The 24679-nt window shown below is 41.2% G+C and carries 31 protein-coding genes, 1 tRNA gene, 2 pseudogenes and 1 other annotated feature (1 of these 35 cut by a window edge); of the genes and pseudogenes, 32 read left to right on the top strand and 2 right to left on the bottom strand.

The features are described 5' to 3' along the window. Position 1: 1 nt before the first annotated feature. The 18 genes from D2962_RS09445 (at position 2) to D2962_RS09365 (ending at position 12374) form a co-directional block, all read left to right on the top strand. Positions 2 to 409, top strand: a complete 408-nt coding sequence (locus D2962_RS09445) for a phage tail tube protein (protein WP_122014821.1) — start codon at positions 2 to 4, stop codon at positions 407 to 409. Between the two features lie 15 nt (positions 410 to 424). Continuing rightward, positions 425 to 832 (top strand): phage tail assembly chaperone, encoded by a 408-nt coding sequence (locus D2962_RS09440; protein WP_122014820.1) that lies wholly within the window; start codon positions 425 to 427, stop codon positions 830 to 832. Between the two features lie 20 nt (positions 833 to 852). Next, positions 853 to 1008, top strand: a complete 156-nt coding sequence (locus D2962_RS17560; protein WP_162991177.1) for a hypothetical protein — start codon at positions 853 to 855, stop codon at positions 1006 to 1008. Further along, positions 995 to 2929 (top strand): tape measure protein, encoded by a 1935-nt coding sequence (locus tag D2962_RS09435; RefSeq protein WP_122014819.1) that lies wholly within the window; start codon positions 995 to 997, stop codon positions 2927 to 2929. The genes D2962_RS17560 and D2962_RS09435 overlap by 14 nt, the downstream gene beginning before the upstream one ends. A 348-nt stretch (positions 2930 to 3277) precedes the next feature. Next, a complete protein-coding gene (locus tag D2962_RS09430) occupies positions 3278 to 4408 on the top strand; it encodes an SAP domain-containing protein (protein WP_162991176.1) in 1131 nt (376 codons plus the stop codon). A gap of 71 nt (positions 4409 to 4479) precedes the next feature. Continuing rightward, complete coding sequence (locus tag D2962_RS09425; protein WP_122014817.1) at positions 4480 to 5127, top strand: LysM peptidoglycan-binding domain-containing protein; 648 nt, start codon at positions 4480 to 4482, stop codon at positions 5125 to 5127. Next, on the top strand, positions 5124 to 6440 hold the full coding sequence (locus D2962_RS09420; RefSeq protein ID WP_222927492.1) for an XkdQ/YqbQ family protein: 1317 nt from the start codon (positions 5124 to 5126) through the stop codon (positions 6438 to 6440). Before D2962_RS09425 ends, D2962_RS09420 begins: the two co-directional genes overlap by 4 nt. Further along, a complete protein-coding gene (locus D2962_RS09410; protein WP_122014816.1) occupies positions 6433 to 6882 on the top strand; it encodes a DUF2634 domain-containing protein in 450 nt (149 codons plus the stop codon). Before D2962_RS09420 ends, D2962_RS09410 begins: the two co-directional genes overlap by 8 nt. Continuing rightward, a complete protein-coding gene (locus D2962_RS09405) occupies positions 6882 to 8450 on the top strand; it encodes a baseplate J/gp47 family protein (RefSeq protein WP_122014815.1) in 1569 nt (522 codons plus the stop codon). Before D2962_RS09410 ends, D2962_RS09405 begins: the two co-directional genes overlap by 1 nt. Beyond that, the gene (locus D2962_RS09400; RefSeq protein WP_122014814.1) at positions 8447 to 9016 is read left to right on the top strand and encodes a YmfQ family protein; all 570 of its coding nucleotides are present in this window, start codon (positions 8447 to 8449) and stop codon (positions 9014 to 9016) included. Before D2962_RS09405 ends, D2962_RS09400 begins: the two co-directional genes overlap by 4 nt. Continuing rightward, positions 9016 to 10167: a hypothetical protein gene (locus D2962_RS09395; protein ID WP_122014813.1), complete on the top strand. Its 1152-nt coding sequence runs from the start codon at positions 9016 to 9018 to the stop codon at positions 10165 to 10167. The genes D2962_RS09400 and D2962_RS09395 overlap by 1 nt, the downstream gene beginning before the upstream one ends. After that, positions 10167 to 10442, top strand: a complete 276-nt coding sequence (locus tag D2962_RS09390) for a hypothetical protein (protein WP_122014673.1) — start codon at positions 10167 to 10169, stop codon at positions 10440 to 10442. Before D2962_RS09395 ends, D2962_RS09390 begins: the two co-directional genes overlap by 1 nt. Then, entirely contained in the window at positions 10439 to 10588 is a 150-nt protein-coding gene (locus tag D2962_RS17555) for a hypothetical protein (RefSeq protein WP_162991150.1), read from the top strand. Before D2962_RS09390 ends, D2962_RS17555 begins: the two co-directional genes overlap by 4 nt. 96 nt (positions 10589 to 10684) lie before the next feature. Further along, complete coding sequence (locus tag D2962_RS09385) at positions 10685 to 10864, top strand: Spo0E family sporulation regulatory protein-aspartic acid phosphatase (protein WP_162991175.1); 180 nt, start codon at positions 10685 to 10687, stop codon at positions 10862 to 10864. Positions 10865 to 10903: 39 nt separating this feature from the next. Further along, positions 10904 to 11125, top strand: a complete 222-nt coding sequence (locus D2962_RS09380) for a hypothetical protein (RefSeq protein WP_122014811.1) — start codon at positions 10904 to 10906, stop codon at positions 11123 to 11125. A 3-nt stretch (positions 11126 to 11128) separates the two neighbouring features. Further along, the gene (locus D2962_RS09375) at positions 11129 to 11461 is read left to right on the top strand and encodes a hypothetical protein (protein WP_122014810.1); all 333 of its coding nucleotides are present in this window, start codon (positions 11129 to 11131) and stop codon (positions 11459 to 11461) included. Then, complete coding sequence (locus tag D2962_RS09370) at positions 11448 to 12176, top strand: N-acetylmuramoyl-L-alanine amidase (RefSeq protein ID WP_122014809.1); 729 nt, start codon at positions 11448 to 11450, stop codon at positions 12174 to 12176. The genes D2962_RS09375 and D2962_RS09370 overlap by 14 nt, the downstream gene beginning before the upstream one ends. A 6-nt stretch (positions 12177 to 12182) precedes the next feature. Continuing rightward, positions 12183 to 12374 carry a hypothetical protein gene (locus tag D2962_RS09365; protein WP_122014808.1) on the top strand — a complete coding sequence of 64 codons (192 nt, stop codon included), beginning with the start codon at positions 12183 to 12185 and terminating at the stop codon, positions 12372 to 12374. Between the two features lie 49 nt (positions 12375 to 12423). Here the strand turns inward: D2962_RS09365 and D2962_RS17550 are convergent, their stop codons facing one another. Beyond that, the gene (locus D2962_RS17550) at positions 12424 to 12588 is read right to left on the bottom strand and encodes a hypothetical protein (protein WP_162991174.1); all 165 of its coding nucleotides are present in this window, start codon (positions 12586 to 12588) and stop codon (positions 12424 to 12426) included. Positions 12589 to 12895: 307 nt separating this feature from the next. Here D2962_RS17550 and D2962_RS09360 point away from each other — a divergent pair, with 307 nt between their 5' ends. Both D2962_RS09360 and D2962_RS09355 read left to right on the top strand, forming a co-directional pair. After that, positions 12896 to 13537 (top strand): Panacea domain-containing protein, encoded by a 642-nt coding sequence (locus tag D2962_RS09360; protein WP_245985063.1) that lies wholly within the window; start codon positions 12896 to 12898, stop codon positions 13535 to 13537. Between the two features lie 26 nt (positions 13538 to 13563). Continuing rightward, positions 13564 to 13989, top strand: coding sequence for a hypothetical protein (locus tag D2962_RS09355; RefSeq protein ID WP_122014806.1), 426 nt, complete (start codon positions 13564 to 13566; stop codon positions 13987 to 13989). Positions 13990 to 14514: 525 nt separating this feature from the next. Here the strand turns inward: D2962_RS09355 and corA are convergent. Beyond that, complete coding sequence (gene corA, locus D2962_RS09350; RefSeq protein WP_120769063.1) at positions 14515 to 15477, bottom strand: magnesium/cobalt transporter CorA; 963 nt, start codon at positions 15475 to 15477, stop codon at positions 14515 to 14517. A gap of 191 nt (positions 15478 to 15668) precedes the next feature. On the opposite strand from corA, the gene D2962_RS09345 reads away from it, so the two are divergent. The 12 genes and pseudogenes from D2962_RS09345 (at position 15669) to D2962_RS19885 (ending at position 24677) form a co-directional block, all read left to right on the top strand. Next, positions 15669 to 15743 (top strand) — tRNA-Val (locus tag D2962_RS09345). Positions 15744 to 15876: 133 nt separating this feature from the next. Continuing rightward, complete coding sequence (ytxC, locus tag D2962_RS09340; protein WP_120768456.1) at positions 15877 to 16782, top strand: putative sporulation protein YtxC; 906 nt, start codon at positions 15877 to 15879, stop codon at positions 16780 to 16782. An 88-nt stretch (positions 16783 to 16870) separates the two neighbouring features. Beyond that, positions 16871 to 17485, top strand: coding sequence for a DUF445 domain-containing protein (locus D2962_RS09335; protein WP_120768458.1), 615 nt, complete (start codon positions 16871 to 16873; stop codon positions 17483 to 17485). A 285-nt stretch (positions 17486 to 17770) separates the two neighbouring features. Then, positions 17771 to 19677: pseudogene (gene thrS, locus D2962_RS19585) on the top strand (threonine--tRNA ligase). 195 nt (positions 19678 to 19872) lie between these two features. Then, the gene (gene infC, locus D2962_RS09325; RefSeq protein ID WP_122014805.1) at positions 19873 to 20412 is read left to right on the top strand and encodes a translation initiation factor IF-3; all 540 of its coding nucleotides are present in this window, start codon (positions 19873 to 19875) and stop codon (positions 20410 to 20412) included. A gap of 6 nt (positions 20413 to 20418) precedes the next feature. Beyond that, entirely contained in the window at positions 20419 to 20616 is a 198-nt protein-coding gene (gene rpmI, locus D2962_RS09320) for a 50S ribosomal protein L35 (protein ID WP_120768464.1), read from the top strand. A 20-nt stretch (positions 20617 to 20636) separates the two neighbouring features. Further along, entirely contained in the window at positions 20637 to 20993 is a 357-nt protein-coding gene (rplT, locus tag D2962_RS09315) for a 50S ribosomal protein L20 (protein WP_120768466.1), read from the top strand. A 21-nt stretch (positions 20994 to 21014) separates the two neighbouring features. Continuing rightward, a pseudogene (locus D2962_RS19580) lies at positions 21015 to 22386 on the top strand (TrkH family potassium uptake protein). A gap of 17 nt (positions 22387 to 22403) precedes the next feature. Next, complete coding sequence (locus D2962_RS09305; RefSeq protein WP_120768470.1) at positions 22404 to 23054, top strand: potassium channel family protein; 651 nt, start codon at positions 22404 to 22406, stop codon at positions 23052 to 23054. An 8-nt stretch (positions 23055 to 23062) separates the two neighbouring features. Continuing rightward, entirely contained in the window at positions 23063 to 23722 is a 660-nt protein-coding gene (locus tag D2962_RS09300; RefSeq protein WP_120768473.1) for a potassium channel family protein, read from the top strand. Continuing rightward, positions 23719 to 24537 carry a TrmH family RNA methyltransferase gene (locus tag D2962_RS09295; protein ID WP_245984568.1) on the top strand — a complete coding sequence of 273 codons (819 nt, stop codon included), beginning with the start codon at positions 23719 to 23721 and terminating at the stop codon, positions 24535 to 24537. The genes D2962_RS09300 and D2962_RS09295 overlap by 4 nt, the downstream gene beginning before the upstream one ends. Positions 24538 to 24587: 50 nt before the next feature. After that, positions 24588 to 24677, top strand: a complete 90-nt coding sequence (locus D2962_RS19885) for a YqzL family protein (RefSeq protein ID WP_120768475.1) — start codon at positions 24588 to 24590, stop codon at positions 24675 to 24677. Further along, positions 24676 to 24679 (top strand) — a binding site (T-box leader) (it continues 218 nt past the right edge of the window). (Overlaps the previous gene by 2 nt.)

Genomic DNA, 24679 nt, shown 5'->3' with positions numbered 1-24679 from the left:
AGTGGCTCTTGATGCTGAAAGGGTTATTTTAGGTTCATACGGTAAGATTTACGTCGACGGAATATGGCAGACAAATCTCAATCATCTTGAAGCATATGTAGAGATTCAAAAACGAGAATTGAATTTATCCGGTGATGATTGGGTGAGACATAAGAAAGGTCCTAAGAAAGGGACGGGGACCATGAGCGGGTTTAAGGTTACATCCGACATGATCCGCCGGGAGTTCAATAAGTTTGAAATCATAAGTAAGCTGGATGACCCGGAGGCATACGGATATGAACGAATACGGCTCATGAATGTTATGCCCGACAGGGTTCAGCTTGCCAACTGGACGGCTGGAGAAGAAGTGACCGAGGAAATTCCATTCACATTCGAGGAATATGAGCTTTTGGATCCTATTGAGGCTTAAGGGGGTTAATTTTTTATGGATTTTGAGAAGATGACTGAAGAAGAAATACTACAAAAGCTGCTTGATGACGACACTATCCCCGAGAAAACAGTATTTTTGAAGAGAATAGGGATACCAGTTACTCTCCGTGGTCTTACTGGAAAGCAAGTATATCACATCCGGGAGCAGTGCACGGAAAGAAAGGAAAAGAGAGGCAGGGTAATTGAGAATTTTGATGAGGAACAGTTTAATACTGCCCTGATAGCGGCAGCCACGGTCAAACCAAACTGGGGCGACCCAAAGTTGCTTGCAAAATACAAAGCATCGGGACCGGAGGAAGTTATAAAGCGGCGTCTTTTGGCCGGGGAACTTTCGGCGCTGGGTGATATTGTTCTGGATCTTTCGGGATTTAATACCGACCTTGAAGACGTAAAAAACTCATAAAGTCCGGGGGCCTAGCAGGTATGCTGCACAACATTTGGGTGCGGCATCACCTGCGCCCCGGAGAGTTTTGGAAGCTACCAAGAGGGGAACAGCTTTTTTTGTTGGCATGCACTGAGCTTGAAATAGAAGCAGAGGACAAAGCCAGAAAGAAGGTGGAGCGGCGTGGCAGAAAATGAAGCCTATAGGATTGATATTGTTATAGATGTGACCGGAGATGAACAGACAAAAGGTAAACTTAAAGCCATGGATAAGTTTATGGAAAGTGCCAGAAGGCGGGCACAGATGCTGAATAAGGTGAGGATAAGCCCGGCGGCAAAGCTGAATGATAAGATATCTGGCCCGGCAAGGAGAATTCAGTCGGTGTTGACATCTATGGCGAAAAGGACCTGGACAGTGACGATAAAGGCCAAGGATATGGTAACTGGAGCGGCTAAGAAAATATTCAGTGCCATAACGTCACCGCTTGGCCTCATCGGCGTCGGCCTGGGAGGAGCCGCAGCTTTTACCGGGCTTGTAAAAGCACCGCTCGCACTGGCTGGAAACATGGAGCAGGCACGCATAGGCTTTGAAACTATGCTGGGAAGCGCTGAAAAGGCAACTGCATTTTTGAGAGATCTCCAGGCATTTGCAGCTAAGACACCTTTTGAATTCCCCCAGCTTCAAGAAAGCAGTCAGTTGCTACTAGCATTTGGCTTTGGCGCAGAGCAAATTCTACCGATGATGACGGCAATCGGGAACGCCATGGCTGGGCTAGGCAAAGGACCCGAGGGCATTGAAAGAGCAGTAACAGCCATCGGTCAAATGAGGGCCAAAGGCAAGGTAAGTGCAGAGGAAATAATGCAATTGACTGAGCTTGGTATCCCGGCATATGACATAATTCAGAAGAAGTTCAGGCTCACTGCTGATCAGATGGATAATATAGGCAAGGCCGGTTTAAACGTCAATAAAGTCATATCGGCAATAATCGAGGGCATGAACCAGCGATTCCCCAATATGATGGATCGCCAGTCCAGGTCATTGTTAGGCCTTTGGAGCACTATAAAAGATACGTTCAATATGAGTATCCTTTATCGCTGGGGCGATGGGTTGAGTAAAGCAGTAAAACCCAGGCTTGAGAGACTGGTTGATATGTTTACTAAGAATGAGGACGTTGTGAATCGGTGGGGGGATACACTGGAGAGAGTGGCAAGAGATGCGGGAAATGAAATTCTTGATAGGCTTGAAAAAGCCTTTAATATGATAGAAACACGATATATAAATAATCCTGAATTCCAAAGACTCGACTTTTCTGGAAAAGTAAATTTTGTCATGAGTGATATTGGAAAGGCATTTGGTCAGTGGTTCCAGGCTACCGGGGTACCTGCGGTGGCAAAATATGGCGCGTTACTAGGAAAAGAACTTATGAAGGCCACTTTGACTGGTGCTACTTCGGCCATAATGGAGAGTCCGTTATTATCCATGCTATTGGGTGCATATATTGGTGCAAAAACACCCGGGCCTTTACCGGTTAAGATCGTTGTAGGAATATCGATATCCGCAGCACCATCAATACTAAGAATATTGGAATGGCTGACTACACGAGGAAAGCAGATAACTGAGGCTAAAATAAATGCCGCATATGAAGAACAAAATAGAGCATTTAAAACATTGTCAAGTCACCGTGAAATAATTGAACAGGAAGAGCTCCATAGGAGAATGTCGGGTATGGGTGGCCTATCATTAGAGGAGAAAGCTCTATATAAAGGTACGTCTATAAGTAAACGTGCTCTTGGCGGTATATTTCAAAGGCCTCATCTTGGCCTTGTTGCAGAGGAAGGTCCGGAATCCATAATACCTTTGTCAGCAAGATTAAGACCCCGTGCTCTGGCTTTATGGCAAGAAACTGGCAGAAGACTTGGGGTGCGCCAATATGCTACGGGAGGCATTATAGCCCCAGCATTAGCGACTGTCGGCGGAAATAATATAAATGTGACTATACCTGGTATAAATATTAAATTATACAAAAATGACTTTGACCTCAACGAAGAAGCACTTGCTCTAAAAATAGGGTGGCAAATAGTAAAACAAATAAAAAACCATCTGGAGAATGAGGCATAGCAAATTAAGCAGGAAATATTTTTATAATATCGAATATATATACAAAAAGGGGGATTAACTTGATACAATTTATTGTACTTTTGATAGGTATTTTTAGTTTAATTGCCGGAGTAAAGGGATGGATATGGAAAGAACCTGCACTTAAAGCGGTTATTGTTTTATTATCTTTGATCTTAATTTTTTTTGGCTTGTTCTCAATCAATATAACTCTTGTTCCATCTTATTAATTGGGATATGACTGTCAATATATAGATAAGTTACAAGAATTAGCCAAAGAAATTGAGATTAATACAAATGATTTGTTCCCGGGTATAAAAGTGTCATATGTTTGAGGATGATGTTTTAATTATGAGCATATTAGACTTTTTTAAAAATATGGTAAATACTTCAAGTAAAAGCAAAATCAATACAAATAGGCAAAATAAAAGAGAAATCAAATCAATACATGATTTTTCAAATGCTGAAATAGAATTACTAAAATATATGGACAATAAACCCCTGACATTTGATATACCGGCATACTGGAATGAAAAAGTTAACGATCCAAAACAATTTATAGAACTATGTATATCAAAAAAATATGTCAATGACCAAAATATAGAAGGATCCCTTATGAGGCTGACTATAGCCGAACTGAAAAAAATTCTCGATATGTATGGTTTGCCTAAAAAAGGCAAAAAGGGTGACCTCGTTAAAACAATAAAAGAAAATTTATCCCTGGAACAAATAAAAAAATATCCCGATTTTAAGTTATATTATTCTTTGTCTGATGAATTAAGGACTAGAATAGATAATTATTTAAAAGAAAAAGAAGAGAATTTTAATAAAATGTTTGACGATATAGTAAAATTCATCAAAGAAGGCAATATAGATGCTGCGATAGAAAGATATTTTAATTACGAGAGAAGTTTGGTATTCGTGCCAAGCTCTGGGCCTTTTTTCTCAGAACAGCAAAAAAGAAGTTTTGATATAGCTTTCAACGAACTCAGTTATTCAGACGTTGTAAATACTGAAGAATATATAAACATTTTAAAAGCGGTTATAATTGCCTGTATGATTACTGGCATAGATTACATGAGAAAAAATATTGTTGTAGATTATATAAATAACAATACAAACGAAATTTTTAACTGCCCTAAATTAAAGGAATATTTAATGGATACATACAACTATTTAGGGGATGAGTTTTTTGCAATCGATAAAAACAATCCAGCTGCAGAAGCAATGCTCAAAATATATATTCACACAAAAAGTTCAGAGGCTATGAATAAGGCTGTTTATTATGAGGTTGTTGAAAGTGATGATCCGTATATTATTGGAATTGAAATTTTGCCTCCAAATAACCCTGATGATATGTGTAAAATCTGCAAACGAAAAAAGAAAATTTATAAAAAAAGTGAATTTGATAAATTACCTAAAATACCGGCACATTATGGGTGTAGGTGCTCATATTTAAAAAAATATAAGCCGCTAGGCTGATATAAAAAAGCAATGCTTAAAGGAGAGATTGCCCCTCTCCTAATTTTATGCCTTGAAAAGGCGGTGATTCAATGGACATATACCTCATCGATCCTTCCGGCCCACAACTTCATCTCCCTGTCAATCCCGAAGAGATAACTATCGAGGGCTCAAAGAAAATTGAGACGGTGAATATAATAAACATCGGTGATATAGATTTCCCCTCCGGCGATGAACGGACGGGGATTTCTTTTTCGTCATTTTTCCCAAGGGAATATGATTCAAGCTACTGCCAATATGCTGATATTCCGACACCTGAGGATGCCATGAACCAACTCATAACTTGGAGAACTGGTGGCAAGCCTGTGCGGTTGATTATCACCGAAACGTCAGTAAATGCATTGGTGCTGATTGCCAAAACAACACACCGTTATGTCGGTGGAGAGCCGGGAGATATATACTATGAACTTACATTGCGGCAGTGGCGGGAAATCAAAGTTAGGACCTCGGCAGAAGCATCATCAGGACTTACAACGACTACGGCACAAAGGAGCAGACCGGATACAAAGCCAATCCCAAAGGTGTATGCTGTGAAACCCGGGGACTCGCTATGGAAAATAGCAAAGCTGAACTTTGGTGATGGCTCAAAGTGGAAGCAGATATATGAGCTTAACAAAAAGAGTATAGGTCCAGATGCAAATAACATTGCCGCCGGCATGAAGCTGGTGATGCCGGCATGATTAATCCGGGTTTAAATCAATACGAAGTAGTGCTGGCAAATAAATATTATTTGAGAGAGCTTATAGAAAGTATCACACTTGAAGATGCTTTGGATGAAATAGCATACAGGGCTACAATCCGCATGGTAGTGACTCCGGATTTTCCAGGGATATCACCTGGCCAGGACATAAGAGTATCCGGAATTCCATTTGGCGGCTCAAGCATGGTCTATTTATTGCACCCCGGGGTGGTATGGGAAACCGAAAGCAAGAATCGGGGACAAAAACATATCGATGTAACGGTATATGATAAAACCATTTACATTGGCAAGTCTGAGGATGAATACTTGTTCCCTAATGGCATGACAGCTACACAGAGGCTGAAACGATATGCAACAGACTGGGGAATACCCCTGGCAACCATGGCCGATACCAGTGTGGTTCTGGCAAAGGCTGTTTACCGTGCACAACCGATATGGAGCATGATCAAGGCCGACTTAAAAGAAACAGTAGCCAAAGGGGGAGAGATGTACCGGCCTCGGCTTACACCTAATGGCCTGGAATTACTTAAACTCGGAAGCAATAGCACTGTGTGGGTGCTAGAGGCCGAGGAAGAAGCAGGGCAGAAAAGGACTCTTGAAGGAACTATAACCCAGGTGAAAGTGTTAGGCCATGCTGATGAAGATAAAAAAAGCCCAGTTCTTGCAATCGTCAAAGGTGAAACTGGGAAATATGGCACACTGCAAAAGGTCTTACAGGACGAGAAAATAAAGAGCACAGCACAGGCAAAGACGGCAGGGCAAAAGCTACTTTCCGGCATCCAGGAAACATTTCCAGTATCAACTATTGATATAAATACCATCAGAGCTGGAGATAAAGTCCGGTTCAATGGCATGGACCTTCTTGTAACTTCTGTGAGGCATGAGCTTGGTTCTCCAGGGCATATGACGTTAGAACTCGCCAGTGAGGATTATGTGTCAGGAGGCGGTATTATGCCGGATCCGTATAAGGAATTGGCTTCTATCATAGAAAATCGAATATCGTACAAAACGACCCGGGCCTTATCCGGTGTGCTGTGTGAGTTGGGAACCATAACCTCAACCGGGCTTAAACTTGACGGGTTTAAATATGAAATACAAGACTACTTAATAGCAGAGCACTTGATATTGCAAGAAACGCTGATGACAGAAGCTGGGGGCAGTGATAATCATACACACTTGGTCAAAGTCCCTGAGCAATTAATACCTTTAAAAGAAGGCGACAGGGTCCTTGTAGTACCAGTCAACGGTGGAAATGATTTTGTTGTGATAGCGAGGGTGGTGCCTAATGCCTAATTTGTTTCCAACAGAAGAAGTTCAAGCTCAGCCAGAAACGGTAGAAACTGCCAGCGAAGTTTCTTTTGGAAAATCCTGGAGGTTTGATTTTGATAAAGGCGAGTTTGTTTTAACACCTGCCGGCAAAGTTGCAGAAACATCCGATGTCGATGCATGGCTTGAATGGTGCCGGAAGGCTCTTATGACTGCACGGTATCAACATCTTATTTATTCCAGGAATTATGGGCAGGAATTTGATGATCTGATATCGCGGCACTTAAACAGGGAAGGAAATGAAAGTGAAATAAAAAGAATTGTGACAGAAACGCTCATGGTAGATCCCCGGACAGTGGCAGTGGAAAACTTCACCTTCCAATGGGAAGGCGACACGGTTTATTTTACTTGCGAGGTATCAAATGTTCGGGGTGAAACTGAAACCTTGCATGGAAGTGTGGTGATATAATGGCAACTCTTCCAGACTATTTGACCGACCAAACTGAAGAAACAATTAGGCAACGGATGTTAGACAGTTTACCTTCTGACCTAGACAAATCGGAAGGTTCATATATCTGGGATGCCCTATCCCCTGCAGCTATCGAGCTTGCCCTTGCCGCCATCTGGGCGCAAGAGGTCCTACGTCGAGGGTTTGCATCCACAACATTTGGAGCATATTTACGCCTTCGGTGTGAAGAGCATGGCATTACGCCGCATGAGGCGGTAAAAGCAACAGGGCAAGTCACCTTCACCGGCACACCCGGGACGGTAATTCCTGTTGGAACGCAGGTCAGCACGGCCAGCAACGAAACATCGCCAGCAGTATTTTTTGAGACCACAGCAGAAGTTACCATTGGTGATGGAGGAACAGCAATTGTCGATATTAAAGCTGTGGAAGCTGGTACCAGCGGAAACGTAGCTGCTGGAGCAATTGTCATGCTAGCTAAACCTATTTCTGGTGTTACATCTGTGAACAACACGGTGGCCACCACTGGAGGGTTGGATGAGGAAGATGATGCATCTTTGCTAGCCCGCTACCTGCAGCGGGTGCGTTCGCCCAGCGCAGGAGGGAACAAAGCGGACTACGTGAACTGGGCCATGGAGGTTCCAGGCGTAGGCGGCGTTTCAGTAATCCCTGTCCGAGACGGCCCTGGCACAGTAAGCATCAGCATAATCAACACTTCAAAAGTCCCGGCAGAACCGGAACTTGTCGATGCAGTGCAAAACTATATAGCACCGCCTTGGATAAATGAGGTTGAAGCCGAAACAATGACACTGGGCGGCTACGGCACCAGCATAGATACTACGCTTACAGATGATACCGGCGACAGCGTGAAGATGATATATGATGCTCAGGACGTCGGGACCATTACTCATGCTAACTTGCAGACTATTCTCCAACAACCTGGTATTTGGCAGGCACGGGTCAGAATGAAAGTAGATAATATAGCTGGAGCAACCGACTTACTTCAAATCGGTGTATGGAATGTATCAGGTGCGACCTGGGCTAAGACCCGTCCAAACGGAACGGTAGACGCAGTGATAACCTTGAAGGCCAGTGACCTGGCCACAAGCTTTTTGGATAAGATTGTGGAGTTTTATTGGAACGGCCAAGACCAGTTAGAATTGAGAATAACACGTTTTACCACCGATACGACAACCATCGTATGGGTTGACAGGGTAGCCTACCGCAGCACTTTTTCCAAAGACACCGGCGAGGGCAAGGCCCCCGTAGGCGCTCGGGTAACCGTGGAGCCGGCCACGGCGGTGCTGATAAATGTTTCGGCTACGCTCACAATTGCGCCGGGTTATAACGCCGATAGCGTTAAGGCTGCGGTTAAAGATAATATTGCAGCCTACATTAAATCCCTGGCCTTTACCAGTGATAACGACGTGCGTTATGTGAGAATCGGCCAGGCTATACTGGATACACCTGGGGTGACGGATTATCAAAACTTGACGGTAAACGGTGGCACGGCCAACGTTACCATAGGCGACCAGGAAGTGGCCGTAATAGGGACGGTGAATCTATCGTGACTGATATAACCAGTACCAGGGGAAAAGAGATGCTCGGGTATTTGCCTTCCTATTACGAAACAAGCAGGGTGATGAAATCTATTCTCCAGGTAGAAGGGACCGAGTTTGACAAGCTTCGCCAAGCCCTGGACGAAACATTAAACCAGTTTTTCGTCCGCACAGCCACCTGGGGGTTGAATACATGGGAGGAGGAATTGGGTTTACCGATTACTCCTGACCAGTCAGAATCTGAGAGACGAGATAAGATTATCTCTAGGCTCAGGGGCTATGGAACGGCCACGATATCCGTGGTCAAGCAGGTGACTGAATCCTATGATAAAGGTGCAATCGACGTTGTAGAGGACCATGCTGCTTACACTATAACGATACAGTTTGTAGACACAACCGGAGTACCGCCGAATTTGGACGATCTAAAAGCCGCCGTACGTGCGGTGGTGCCTGCACATTTAGAAATCAAGTATGAGTTCAACTATTTTATCTGGGATGAGCTAGATAAGAAACTCTGGACCTGGGATCAGCTTGATGCATTGAACTTAACTTGGTCAGAATTGGAGGTGTACGATTAATGCCGGAATTGACACCAAAGTTGGGTATTAAAAAGCCACTCGGCAACGAAACCGTATCCAGGGCGGCCTTCAATGAAAACTATGACATTATAGACGCAAATGCACAAAAAAATATTATCCAGGGCTCTACTGCTCCGGTTAACCCAGTGGTGGATGACCTCTGGATTGACACAAGCACCACACCGCATAGTTTGAAAAAATGGAACGGCACAACATGGCAAAAAATCGGCGCAGTAACATGGGACGATATAAGCGGCAAGCCCTCCAGCTTTCTTCCGACGGTCCACGGCAACGAAGCCCACGACCCGGACCTGGCCCTGGCATCAGACCTTGCTGCACATTTGGCCGAAACTGCGCCGCATGGGGCTACTTCAGCTGCAACCGCTTCTAAGATTATGATGCGTGATGTAAACGGTCGGGCTAAAGTAGCTGCTCCTTTGGCATCTGATGATATAGCAAGGAAAGACACTGTAGATGCAGTACAAACGAATTTGAATACTCATGCTGCTCTAACTTCAACTGCTCATGGCGCAACAAATGCGGCGACTGCTTCTACTTTGATGGCTCGTGATGCTTCAGGTAGAGCGAAGGTGGCTGCACCAGCTGCATCTGATGATATAGCTATAAAATCTACTGTAGATGCGGTTCAAACGAATCTTAATACCCATAAGACTTCAAGTGATCACGATGGAAGGTATTATACAGAATCTGAGGTTAATGCCTTATTGGCTGAGAAAATGAATAACACAAAAGCCTATGGCAACGTCGCATATACAGATTCAATAGCAGCGAGTTCTACACTCACAAAGACTATAGCTTTAGGCGGAACATATAAACATGGACATCTTGTAATTAATCCTAGTAGTAGTGACCTTGGTATAATGGTATTTTTTGGCACAGATAATATGAAATCACTTGTTACAGGCACAGTTACATCGACTGATTGGAGGGGTGGTGCTTGGAGTAGGGAACTGCTTGGTTGTATAGCTGTAGGCAATCCTTCCACCGGGCCAGGCAAAGGTGTTACAGGCGCATCACCTATAGGTATAGATGATGTTTATATAAATGGTTCAAATATCGTTATTGTATTTCACAATTATGCCACTTCAGCCGCTAGTCTAAACTGTACTATTAATTGGGAGGTGTGGTAATGATATATTTTGTTGAGATTAAGGATGGCAAAATAACAAGCAAGGGGTGTGGCCCCGCCAAAACAGACAAGCAAATCGAAGTAACAAAAGAAATATACGACCAGCTCACCCGCCTTCCGGCAGATTTTACAACCGACGCAGAAGGCAATATTATATCCGTCACACCAGCTCCAGAGCCGGAACTAGAACCACAGCCACAACCGCCAACAATAGAAGACCGCATCGCCGACATCGAACTTGCCCTAGCTGCTATCTTAGGGGGTGCCGTATCATGATGTCTGCATGGAAGAAGAACATTTTCGTCCGTGTAATCCAGCGCCGCATGGCAGAAGAGGGTAGGACAGCGGGGGAAATTTTAACAGAATATCCTGCTTTAACGGAAGAAGAAAAGCAAGAAATTTTAACCGCAATTATGGTGTAGTAGACTTATTATGCGCAACACGCCAGAAGGCGTATTTTTTATGCCCGGGAATAAAACCTCATGCCACCTTGGAAAACTACATCCGAGGTGGTTAAAATGAATAAAAAGCAAATTGATATCCTACTGAAAAATATTGAACTACTCAAAGCAGAACTTGAACTTTTAGTTGAAGAACAGGGGATTGACGAGGAAGTTATAAGAAAAAGTAAAGAATTAGATGAGTATATAACCAAATATTATATGTATCTAAAAGAGTTAAGTAGACAAAAGCCCTGACTTATGATCGGGGCTTTTAAAGTTGAGAGGAGGAATACAATGCCGGGAGCAGAGCTGGCACAATACGGCCTTGCGACATTCGCCGTCGCAGGGCTTTTGTATTTCATTGATCGATGGATGAAGCAAAAGAGCGAAAATGACCTTGCGGAGGTGGTGAAGAATAATACAAAAGCACTGGAAAATCTTACAACATTACTGCAAGTAACCATGGCTCGCCAGGAAGCAAAAATTGACGAGCTATTGGAGAGAGCGAGGCGGTGATATATGAAAGGATTCTGGAATGATCCTGATGGACTAACTACTGCTGAGCTTACCATTTTAGCGGTGCTGCCGCTTTATTTATTTGTGGGTGTGAAATTGGCCCTGACTAAAGACTTATCCGCCAACCAGGTAGATTTCTTTTCTGTACTCAGTTACCCAATCCTGGCAGCCATCGCTAAGCAAGCCATAGAACGTATAGGGTGGCCTAATATAGGAAGACGACAATTATTTAATCAATACCAACAATACCAAGATTATAATGGGTATTCTTATATTCCATCGATGCCGCAAGAAGAAATAATCAATGAGGAGAGCGATACCCGTGGCACAATTTAAAGAGATGTTGCTTACCCCAGGCGTAAAAGGTCGCTCTGGGAGAAAAATTGTCCCAAAGGCTCTTGTAATTCACTGGACAGCGAATTTGAATGCCAGGGCTGATGCCGTAGCAAATCGAAATTATTTCAATTCCGGTGTGGCAGCCAGTGCTCATTATATCGTGGACGATCACCAGATAGTGCAGTGCATCCCTGAAGACGAGATGGCCTATCATGTGGGAGCAAAAACATACAAACCTGCTGCACTTCAAAAGCTATCCAGTTACCCAAATAACTGCACTTTAGGCATCGAGATGTGTGTAAATGCAGATGGCGATTTTACAAAGACATATCAAAATACCGTGGAATTAGCAACAGATATATTAAAGCGCCACGGTTGGGAAATAGACCGGCTCTGGCGGCACTATGATGTCACGGGGAAGGATTGCCCCAGGTTTTTTGTAAATGATGCCACGGCGAAGCAATTCGGCTTCCCTTCATCCCAAACTGGGTGGGAGCAATTTAAAAAAGATGTAGGGAGTTTACTCATATCAAAGGAGGTTTCTGCGTTGTTTAATGATATTCAGGGCCATTGGGCCAGTGCCAGCATTGAAAGACTTGAAAAGCTGGGAATAGTCAAAGGTGACGATAAAGGAAACTTTAATCCTGACAAGCCTATCACAAGGGCAGAAACAGCAGTACTCATTGATAGGCTTTTAAAATTATTGGGGAGGTAATGATTAATGAATTCATTAAAACAAAAACTCATGTCCCGTAAATTCTGGGTAGCCGTAGCAAGTGCGGCTTTTATTATTCTCAGCGAAGGCTTGGGGCTGAACGTGGACAGCGACCTATACTGGAAGATAATCACCCTAGCCTTGGGTTACATCTTCGGTGAGACAGCCGTAGATATAGCCAGGGCGAAAGCGGATTAAAGACAAACCCCCGGGGTGAATTCCGGGGGCTTTTTTCTAATGGAGGCAATTATTTTCGAACACTCGGTCTAAACATATCTAATGTACCGAGAACTACATGGGCTAAACCGAATCCGGTTATCCCGGCGCCGATCGTCCCACCTGTTGCCAAACCCAAAGCTGTCACTGCCGCACCGACACCAGTTACTACCCAGCTTGTAGTTTTTCCGTTCATGAAAATCGCCTCCTGATTTTATTGTTTCCATCACAAGAAAGTTTATGAAAGATGAAACCCCCGGTTGAGGCCGGGGGATTTTTTTATTTTTATATGGCGATTGCATTTTATAAAAGCATATTTATCATTATTGACAATAAAATTGAAAATAATATAATAGGAATCAAAAAACCTACAAAATATTTTTTTTCAGAGCAGGAATTTAACTTTTTTTGTAGAATAGTTTAATCAAAAAATATAATATAATGTATTTTCAAAAATTTTATTTATTGTTTTAAAATATAGGGGGTGGTGCTAAGTGAATGCTATGGAATATGCAAAATGGTTTATTAAAGCTGGTTATGACACACCACGAAACACTTTAGAAGGGAATATGAAATTACAAAAGCTACTATATTTTGCTCAATTAATCCATTTGGCGAAATATGATAAAGTATTATTTGATGATCCTATATATGCATTTGAACACGGATCCGTTGTTGAAGATGTGAGATTAGAATATAAAAATAATTGTTTGGATTTAGTTACCGATGCCGATTTAATTACTTACGATTTTACGGAAGAAGAAATGGATACATTAAATCTTACTATAGCTATATATGGTGATGCAAGTGCTGAAGAATTGTCAGAGATAAATCATTTTCATCGGAGCTGGGAGAAGGCATTTAAAAAGTCTAATTTTGGTAGTTTTCGCTTTAAAGAATTGGCGAAAATATCTATTGATGATATAAAAAAATATGACTTAGATAGAATAAAACAGGTCATTGAGGCATTTGAAACGGCCGATAATAATGATGAATGCTATGAAGTTAATGGAGTAAAATTTTATTATAATCCAGATGAGATAAAACTGGATGATAAATTAAAAAATAGATTAAAGATGTTCCCCGCAACAGAAAAATCATATACTATATATTGCGACGAAAGTCAAGGTATAATAATATATTAATTATGATTATTTCACCTGGAATTGGTTTGCTTCTTAAAATCCCTTATGCCGACGGGGAACCACCAGATAAGCAAAGAACATTTTTAGTTATTAATATTGATAAAGAAGTGGTTGAACTACTCAATGTTTCTTCCATTAGAGATAAAGAAATAAAGGCATCATGGCCGTCTAATGAGATATTAAAGGAATACCGACCACCGTTTAAACGACCTTCTTTCGTAAAGCTAGATAGCCTTTACAGAATTGAACTTTTTGAAGAACTAAATTACCTAATATTAGCCGGCGGTCAGCCATTAGATCCGGGAGAACTAAAAAGAATAAGAGAGAAATTTCAGAAGTATAGAAACGAATACCATATAAACATAGCTTTTTATGATAAGGCAGATATAGAAAAATATAATTCTATATACATAGCGGAAAGGATATCCGCATCTGCAGAGGATTTAATTTAGTAATTGCATTAGGCCTGGGCATTATGCCGAGCTTTTTTATTTTCACCAAACCCAGCTAACCCATCTTCCCCAGCACCCACACAATTGTAAAAAACCGCCCTCATATGCAAGAGCGGTTTTATTGTTGTATTTCCTGGGGCATAGCAGGATTCGCTATTTTACGGTAAATTTCCCTACACAAAAATTAGTCTCTACCTCTTGTATTAAACAAGGTTAGATGCTATAATATCTTCTGCAAGTTTAATTTTTAAACTTGTTAGACAATGTAATGATTTCGGGACGATTCCGGTTCCCGGCACCAGAAAAGACAAGGCTTTGAGGGTTTTACCAGAAAGCCTTTTTTGTTGTCAAAAATTATGTTTGACCACCAAGAAGTAAATATTTAATATGTGCGGAAGTTTCGAGAAAGTTCACAGTCATACCCTCGGCATGGTGGTAGCGGCAGTAAATGCCATAGAAAATCAAATAAAAAACGATTCCATAAGTTTGAATTAAAGCCGTTTTGCCTTTTGGCAAAGCGGTTTTTTAAATCCAGTTCTTTTTCTTGAAATAATATAAAAGCCCCAGTGCAGTAAGCACCATTAGTAATAGCGCAAAAGGGTATCCCAAACGCCAGGAAAGTTCGGGCATGTATTTAAAGTTCATACCGTATATGCCGGCGATGAGGGAAAGGGGCATCATCACAGCCGTGAAAACGGTAAGTACCTTCATTATTTCATTGGTTAAGTTGGAAACCACGGTGAGATATGATTCCAGGGCGCCGGAAGCCCTTTCAAAAAACATATCTACAGTATCAAAAAGCCTGAAGATGTGGTCATATACATCCATAAAAAAGAGGCGGCTTTCCTCCCGGATGAAGGGGAAATCATGACGTAGGAGGAGATTGAAAACTTCCCGTTGGGCCGACAGAGTTTTTCTCAAATTGAGAATATCCCGCTTGATGTCAAAGATCCTGGAGGGGAGATGCCTGTCAGGATGCTTGAAAGTGGTTTCTTCTATTTCCGACAATCTATCTTCTATATCATCCAGTAAAGGAAAATATTCGTCTACCAGAGCGTCGGTTATGCTGTAAAGAAGAAAATCTACGCCCTTTTCGAAAACCACAGGATTTTTTACGAATCTATCTACAAGGCCGTCAATAAAAGAAAGGGGCGCCCAGTGAAAAGTGATGACAAAATTATTTGAAATAAAGGCATCAAATTCCACCGGTTCTTTGGCACTATGGTGGGAAAAGGCATGCATAACCATAAAAAAGTAATTGTCATATTCGTCAAGCTTAGGCCTTTGCAAGCGGTAGAGGCAGTCTTCTATAGCAAGGGGATGAAATTGGAAAACTTCTTTCAGTAGGGAAACTTCCTCATCCCCCGGTGAAACCAGATCCAACCAGAAAATGCCGTTTTTTAAGTTATATATTTTGTTTTTTATCTCCGTTATATCATGATACACCTTTAAGCTTTCTACTTTATTATAGAATAATAATGTAAGCATATTTTCCTCCGGATAGTATGAATTGAGAATCTCTCATTTTGGTTCTTTCAAAAGTAATTTTACCATTTTTAACGAGTAAGTCCAACAATAATACGTTTCATAAAATAACCACGATTACGTTTCATAAAAACTTGACTAATGGATCAATTATATGATAAAATAAAAACACCAATTGAAAAGGAGTAAGTTGTGGGCGCTTAGCTCAGTGGGAGAGCACTTCCTTGACGCGGAAGGGGTCGTAAGTTCAATCCTTACAGCGCCCACCATTTTTTTACTTGCCAAAAGCAGGTATTTTTTGCCCATTTGTTACCCCATTTATTGGAATTACTCCCTTGAGTTTTTTGTATATGGTATAAGCCATAGACATATAATATTTAACAAGGAAAGGGAGTGATTCCGATGCAGCTATTATCTATCGGCATCATCGAACCTGTTGAGGGTTTAGAAGATAGATTGAAATTAGAATTTGATATTCTTAAAGATGAAGGCCTTGAGATAACGCTGAAAAAATTCAGTAAAAGCACTACCATATATTATTATTGCTATGTGGATGACGATATTTTATTAAAAGGCAATTATGAAGATTTGAGAAAGATGTTTTTTCACTGTGTTGCCAATGCCCTATCGGATATAATTATAAATTTCTGGGAACCAAAGCTTATTAAAAAAATCATAAAGGACAATTATTTTTATTTCGATGCAAATGAGCAAAATAGAATTTACGAATTTGCCGCGGATATATTGAATTTCAATGAAACCTGTGGTAAACAAAACCTGTTTTATCAGATAAAGCGCAAGACCTTTGTGTTACATAAAATAATAGATTATTTGAAAACTAGCAGCACTATTATCCTGGATGGCTTTATAAATTTTCGGCTCAAGGCTTATATAGACCAGCTTGAAGAAGCTGTAGATAAGGCTATTGATGAATATCTGATGGATAAAGAATATAGGGAATTCATAAAACTCTTGAGATATTTTGTAGACCTTCAGGAACCAAAAAAGGACCTGGTAAATGTGGTGTTGCGTGGCGGAGAATTTTACCTTTTGGATGATAAAATGAACCTTATCGAAAAAGATGAAGGCATGGACATGATAGCCCGGGAAAACCCAGATGTAAATCCGGATGATATTCTGGTCAGCACATTAATAAATATGGCGCCAAAAAAGATTGTTATTCACGGGTTCAAAGGAAGGGAAAAAGTAGAGGTAATAAATGCCTTATATAATATTTTCGAAGGCAGGATTACTTTTTGCACCAACTGTGAGATATGTATCGAATTAAAGCCTTTGAAGACAAAATGAGGAGCCGTTGAAGCTCCTTTTTTTTCTGGTTATTTTTATTAATATATGCTATATTTATTATATTGTCGGAGTTAGCCTGGTGATATAGATGAGTTATATTAAATTCATTTTGATGCCCTTAATAGGAGCATTAATAGGGTGGAGCACTAATCTCCTGGCTGTAAAGCTGATCTTTAGACCGCTTAAACCCTTTAAAATACCGTTGACAGGAATAGAAATCCAGGGGCTTATACCTAGAAGAAGGCTGGATATTTCTAAAAACATAGGTGAAACTCTGGAAAAAGAGATATTGTCCCCTGATGAAATTGTCAACAGGTTAACTTCGGACAAGATAAAGAAACAGCTTATTTTATATATAAAAAATCTGGTAATGGAGAGGTCTTATGAAAAACTGCCCGCTTTCATTCCCCAGGGATTTAGAACCACAATTGTGGATTACCTGGGAGAGGTCATAGACCGCCATGGGGGCACCATCTATGATGAACTAAAAGGAACCTTGATAGAAAAGGCCAAAAGTGAAATTGATTTAAAAACGATGGTGGAAGAAAAAATAAACTCCCTGGACCTGGAACAACTGGAAGACCTAATTATAAGGTTATCCAGGAAAGAATTAAGGCAGATAGAAATCCTGGGCGGGGTGATAGGTTTTGTGGTGGGCTTGATTCAGGCGGTGGCATCTTATTACTTGAGTTTTTTAAGATGATTGAACTTGACAAATGCACGTTGATAGAATTATAATTAAAAAAATTGAAAATCAAAGGAACTATGAAGAGAAGAGTAAGCTTATGATTTCTCCAAGAGAGGGGCCGGAAGCTGCGAAGGTCCTGAGAATAGTAAGCTGAAGACCACCTCGGAGTTTTTGGTTTGCGGCCTTAAAGCATAATGAGTTCAAATCAGGGTGGAACCACGGGAAAGCCTCTCGTCCCTTATAAGACGAGGGGCTTAAGTTTTATATAATTAAAATAATATACTAAAGGAAGTGGAGTATATGGAACAGGTAACAGTAAATTTTAGAGGCGAGGCAAGAACATACCCAAGGGGAATTACACCTCTTGAGATCGCCGAAGATTTAAGCAAGAAACTGGCAAAGGAGGCCCTTGTGGCAAAATTAAACGGCACAATAGTGGACCTGAGTTACAAAATCAATCAGGACTGCAATCTGGAACTGTTCACTTTTGAAGATGAAGAGGGAAGGCGAGCTTTCTGGCACAGCACATCTCATGTGATGGCTCAGGCGGTAAAACGCCTTTTTCCCGATGCTAAACTTACAATAGGGCCTTCCATTGAAGAGGGTTTTTACTATGACTTTGACCGGGATGAAAGCTTTACACCCCAGGACCTGGAAAAAATTGAGAAAGAAATGGAAAAAATCGTATCCGAAGATTATGCCTTCCTGCGGATGGATATAGCCCGGGAAGAAGCCATCAAAAAGTTAAGGGAAATGGATGAGCCTTACAAGGTAGAACTGGTCCAGGACTTGCCTGAAGATGCCGATATAAGTTTTTATCAGCAGGGTGAATTTGTTGACCTATGCGCGGGGCCGCATATTCCCTCTACCGGCAAAATAAAAGCCTTCAAGCTGACAAGTCTTGCTGGAGCTTACTGGAGAGGTGATGAGCATAACAAGATGCTCCAGAGGATATACGGGATCTCCTTTCCGAAAAAATCCATGTTGGATGAATATATAACAAGAATAGAGGAAGCAAAAAAAAGGGATCACCGTAAGCTCGGCAGGGAACTAGGAATTTTCAGTATGCATGAGGAAGGTCCAGGTTTCCCCTTTTTCCATCCAAAAGGCATGGTGTTATGGAACATTCTTACCGATTTTTGGCGTAAAGAACATAAAAAGAGAGGATACTATGAGATAAAGACTCCCATTATCTTAAATGAAGAACTGTGGAGAAGATCAGGCCATTGGGACCATTATAAGGAGAACATGTATTTTACAAAAATCGATGATGAAGATTATGCCGTAAAGCCCATGAACTGCCCGGGAGGAATTCTGCTTTACAAAACGATGTGCACAGCTATAAGGAATTGCCCTTAAGGTTAGGGGAACTGGGCCTTGTCCACAGGCATGAGCTTTCGGGCGTACTTCACGGCCTCATGAGAGTGAGGTGCTTTACCCAGGATGATGCCCATATATTCATGACACCTTCACAAATAGAAGAAGAGATAATGGGTGTGATAGATCTTGTGGATCATTTTTATAGTATATTTGGTTTCAAATATCATGTGGAACTTTCTACAAGGCCCGAAAATTCTATGGGCTCCGATGAGCTGTGGGAAAAGGCCACGGATGCTTTAAGAAATGCCCTTGAAAAGAAAGGCTTGCCTTATAAGGTCAATGAAGGCGACGGTGCATTTTATGGGCCCAAAATAGATTTTCACCTGAAAGATAGCATTGGACGCACATGGCAATGCGGCACTATTCAACTGGACTTTCAGATGCCCGAGAAGTTTGACCTGACATATGTCGGTCCCGATGGTGAAAAACACCGACCTGTCATGATTCACAGGGTTATCTTTGGTAGTATAGAACGCTTCATCGGAATATTGATAGAACATTATGCCGGTGCATTTCCGGTATGGCTTTCACCGGTCCAGGCCAGGATTTTGCCCATCAGTGAGAAGCATATGGATTATGCCAGAGAGGTTAAGGAACGGTTAGAAGAGGCGGATATCAGAGTTGAACTGGATGAAAGAAACGAAAAAATTGGATACAAGATAAGAGAAGCCCAGATACAAAAACTGCCGTATATGCTTATAGTAGGAGATAAAGAAGCAAACAGCGGCAGTGTGTCGATAAGGCAAAGGGAAGTCGGGGATGTGGGTTCCAGAAGCATTGAAGAATTTATAGCAGAGGTTAAGGAAAAAGAAAAAAACAAACAATAACCAATGAGATTTTATAAGATTTTAATTGACAGTATATGTCTTATGTGATATATTAACCATTGATAATTTTATATTTATATTTTACCAAGAAGAAGATTCACTTCTCACCTTATGGCGCAAGCTTATAAGGTCTAATATTCAGGGTATTATAGAACAGGTGAATCTTCCTGTTCTTTTTTATTTAAAAAACTGGAGGTGAATAGTATTAGCAAAGAAAAGGAGATACAGGTAAATCACGAGATAAAAGCCAGAGAAGTGAGGGTAATTGACCCTAATGGACAGCAGCTCGGGATAATGTCATTAAAGGAAGCTCTGCGTCATGCACAGGAAGCACAATTAGACCTTGTAAAAATTGTCCCCGATGCCAAGCCGCCGGTATGTAAAATAATGGATTACGGTAAATTTAAATATGAGCAGAGCAAGAGGGAAAAAGAAGCCCGGAAAAACCAGAGGATAATTAACATTAAGGAAATCCGGATGAATCCCAATATTGAAGAGCATGACTTTCAGGTGAGGGTTAAGAATGCCCAGAGATTCCTGAAGGATGGGGATAAGGTAAAAGTTACGATTAAGTTTCGAGGCAGGGAAATTACCCATACCAAACTGGGCGAAGAAGTGCTGAAAAAGATGGCGGATAGTGTGCAGGAAATAGGTTTTATAGAAAAACAACCCCTTATAGAGGGTAGAAATATGATAATGGTTTTATCACCCAAACAAAATAAAGCTAAGGAGTGACATTATATGCCCAAAATTAAAACACACAGAGGTGCAGCCAAGAGATTTAAAGTAACCAAAAATGGAAAAATTAAAAGGGCAAAGGCCTTTAAAAGCCATATTTTGACCAAAAAAACTTCCAAGAGAAAAAGGCATTTGAGAAAAGCCTCGTATTTGAGCAAAGCCGATCAGAAACGAATCAAAAAGGTAATACCCTATATGTAAAACATAGAAGGAGGATAATTATGGCAAGGGTTAAAAAAGGTGTAACAGCACGTCAAAGACATAAAAAGATAATAAAACTGGCAAAAGGATATAGAGGTTCCAAAGGCAAGTTGTTCAGACCGGCAAACCAGACGGTGCTTAAAGCATTGTCCTATGCTTATACCGGTAGAAAACTCAGGAAGAGGGATTTTAGGAAACTTTGGATATCCAGGATAAATGCCGCCGCAAGGCATAACGGCATGACCTACAGCAAATTTATTAATGGTCTGAAGAAAGCGGGTATCCAGATAAACCGTAAAATGTTATCTGAGATGGCTATACATGATGCCAGCGGTTTTACACAGCTAATAAATATTGCTAAAGCCAACAACCAGTAAAAAGCGGCTCCGGTCGCTTTTTTGGACTTTTTGGGGGCGGTCATAATAAAACTGATCTCACTGGGATTTCGTTTTAATTTAAAACCAACACAAGTACTGGTCTTTGGATTTGCTGTATTGATTTTAACCGGGGCAATTCTACTTACTTTGCCCGTAGCTTCCCGCAGCGGTCAAAGTGTGGGCTTTTTAAATGCCCTTTTTACGGCCACATCGGCGGTATGTGTTACAGGACTGGTGGTGGTAGATACTTACACCCAGTATTCGCTGTTTGGTCAGTTAGTGATACTTTCACTGATTCAGATGGGCGGACTGGGAATAATGACCATGGCTACATTGATCTTTTTAATTCTGGGGAAAAGAATAACTTTAAGAGAGCGTCTGGTCATGCAAGAAGCTCTGAATCAGTTAACCCTGGCTGGCGTGGTAAAGCTTACAAGATATATAATTGCGACTACTATAGTATTCGAAGGTATTGGAGCATTGCTGCTTTCCCTGCGTTTTACAAAGATTTATGGCTTTTCTAAAGGAGTATATTACGGGATTTTTCATTCGGTGTCTGCCTTCAACAATGCAGGGTTTGATTTAATAGGAAACTTCAGAAGTCTTACACCCTTTGTGCAGGACCCCCCTTGTCAATCTAGTTATAATGGGATTGATTATTTTTGGAGGGTTAGGCTTTTCTGTAATCTACGATATTTTTACAACGCGAAATTTTCAAAAGCTCAGCCTTCACTCTAAAGTTGTTCTTACCACGACAGGGGTGCTGCTTGCCATGGCGTTTATAATATTTTATTTTCTAGAATACTCAAACCCGAAAACCCTGGGAGCCCTTTCTCCCCTTGGGAAAATTCTAGCCGCAGCTTTTCAATCAGTAACACCAAGAACCGCTGGTTTCAATACTATAAATCTTCCTGACATGACTTTACCGTCAAAATATTTTACTATCCTTCTAATGTTTATAGGCGCATCCCCGGCTTCCACCGGCGGTGGTATCAAAACATCCACTTTTGCTGCAATTTTAATGATGATTTATACCGTTATTACATCCAAAGAAGATGTGGAAATTTATCAAAAGAGGATTCCGGCGGATAATATTTTTAAAGCTGTAGCTATTGCGGTAATTTCTTTAATGCTTGTATTTACCAGTTCTCTCTTCTTGACTATAACCGAGCATGCAGATTTTTTAAAGATTTTATTTGAAACCACTTCGGCCTTTGGAACCGTTGGACTATCTTTAGGTATTACACCCGACCTTTCTAATTTCGGTAAGATATTTATAATCATTACCATGTTTGCAGGAAGGGTTGGGCCGCTGACCCTTGCGCTGGCGCTTGGAAGCAGGAAGAAAAAAGCTATTTTGAAGTATCCCGAAGAAAGGATTTTAGTTGGGTAGATACGGAGGCGGTTTTTTTGAAACAATTTGTGGTCATAGGTTTAGGTCGTTTCGGTAGCAGCATAGCCAGGACTTTATATAATCTTGGATATGATGTACTGGGTATCGATAATAATGAAGAGATAATCCAGGCTTTGGCTGATTCTATAACTCACGCCGTTCAGGCCGATGCTACCGATGAAAATACTCTAAAAGCTCTCGGTGTAAGAAACTTTGATGTAGGAATCGTGAGCATAGGCCAGGATATCCAGGCCAGCATTTTGGTTACGCTAATCCTGAAGGAGCTGGGGATAAAGTTTGTGGTGGCAAAAGCCCAGAGTGAACTGCACGGGAAGGTGTTGTACAAGATAGGTGCTGATAGGGTGGTATTTCCTGAGAGGGATATGGGGGTACGGGTAGCCCACAACCTGGTTTCATCGAATATACTGGATTATATAGAGCTTTCTCCGGACTTTTCCATAGTGGAAATTGCCGCTATTCCCGAGTGGTTTGAAAAATCTCTAAGGGAACTGGACATGAGGGTAAAACACGGGTTGAATGTAATGGCTATAAAACGCAATGAGGAAGTAATAGTTTCTCCAAAAGCCGATGATATTATTCTAGAAGGGGATATACTTGTAGTTGTGGGGCAGAACAAAGATATAGAAAAACTGGAAAAGCATGTCTGAGGTGGAACATGAAACAGTTGAGACAATTTGCCGTTATAGGTATGGGGAGATTTGGAACAAGCATCGCTTCAACTCTTGTAAGTCTTGGACATGAAGTCCTGGCGATAGACAAGGATGAAAATCGGATAAGGGAAATTTCAGCCAAAGCAACTCATGCGGTAATAGCGGACGCCACCAATGAAAATGCTCTGAGATCTCTTGGGTTGGATAGCTTTGATTGCGTTATAGTCAGCATCGGGTGTGACATTCAGGCCAGTATATTGACGACCCTTATCCTCAAAGATATTGGAGTCAAAAAGATTATAGCCAAAGCAGCTAGCGACCTCCACGGTAAGGTGCTTTCAAAGACCGGTGCCACCACTGTAATTTATCCCGAGAGGGATATGGCAGAAAAATTGGCCAAAAGCCTTGCATCTTTAAATGTTTTAAATATGGTGGAGATTGCCAGAGATGCCTGTTTAATAGAAATAAATACTCCTAAAATAATGGTGGGAAAAACCCTTAAAGAATTAAATCTTTCGCAAAAATATAAGATTAATGTAGTGGCTTTAAAGCGGAAGAATGATGTTAAGGTTATATTGCCGCCGGATGAGGTTTTGCTTGAAGATGATACTTTACTGGTAATAGGTCCTGGAAGCTGTTTAAAATGGCTGGGGGAAATAGCATGATTTCATCTGACCTTCCAAAAAGACATATAAAATTGATAAAGGCTTTGAAGGAATCAAAAAATGCCAGGTCAAAAAATCTGTGTTTCTTTGTGGAAGGTCTCAGATCTGTAGAAGAAGTCATGAAGTCAGATTTTACCATAGAATTTGCGATTGTTTCAGACAAATTCATGAATGTGAATAATGAAAGATCCCGCAGCTTGATATCTCAGCTTCAGAACTTTAAGCTTTATTTAATTTCCGGGGAGCTTTACAATACACTATCCGATACGGTAACCCCCCAGGGAATAATGGCTGTTGTCAGAATGAAACCTTTTGATTTAACAGATTATGCAGAGGGAAATTTTCTTTTTGTCGCCCTGGATAGAATAAAGGACCCTGGTAATATGGGCACCATCATCAGAACTGCGGATGCTGCAGGGGTCAATGCCATCATAGCAGGCAAGGGATGCGTTGATGTCTATAATCCCAAGGTAATCCGTTCCACCATGGGTTCCATTTTCCACTTGCCCGTAGTTCAAACCGGTGATTTAATTACAGCTCTAAAGGATTTGAAAAACAGGGGTGGACGTATTATAACCACGTATCTCAAGTCTGAAAAATATTATTTTGATGTGGATATGACAGTGCCGACAGTATTGGTCATGGGTAAGGAGGATGAAGGAGTATCTAACGAAATTATCGGCATATCCGATGAAGTGGTTAAAATTCCCATGTCAGGTCCGGCGGAGTCGTTAAATGTTTCAATAGCCCACGGAATCATTTTATTCGAGGCTGTTAAACAGCGAATGAAAACACGCCCTTTCGCTTGTAAATAACCAGAAGCTATGCTATAATTATTATAAACCAACGGAAAGGGCGTGGTGTTGTGCTTTACGCCGACTTTTTTTGGAATATTTTTGAGGTTACTGGATCTATAACGGCTTATCTTATTTATAAAAAGCTGATTTTACAATAAAA

Source organism: Biomaibacter acetigenes (assembly GCF_003691585.1).
Lineage (GTDB): Bacteria > Bacillota > Thermosediminibacteria > Thermosediminibacterales > Tepidanaerobacteraceae > Biomaibacter > Biomaibacter acetigenes.
Note: the sequence above shows the minus strand (reverse complement) of the source record. Positions and strands in the feature narration are given on the sequence as shown.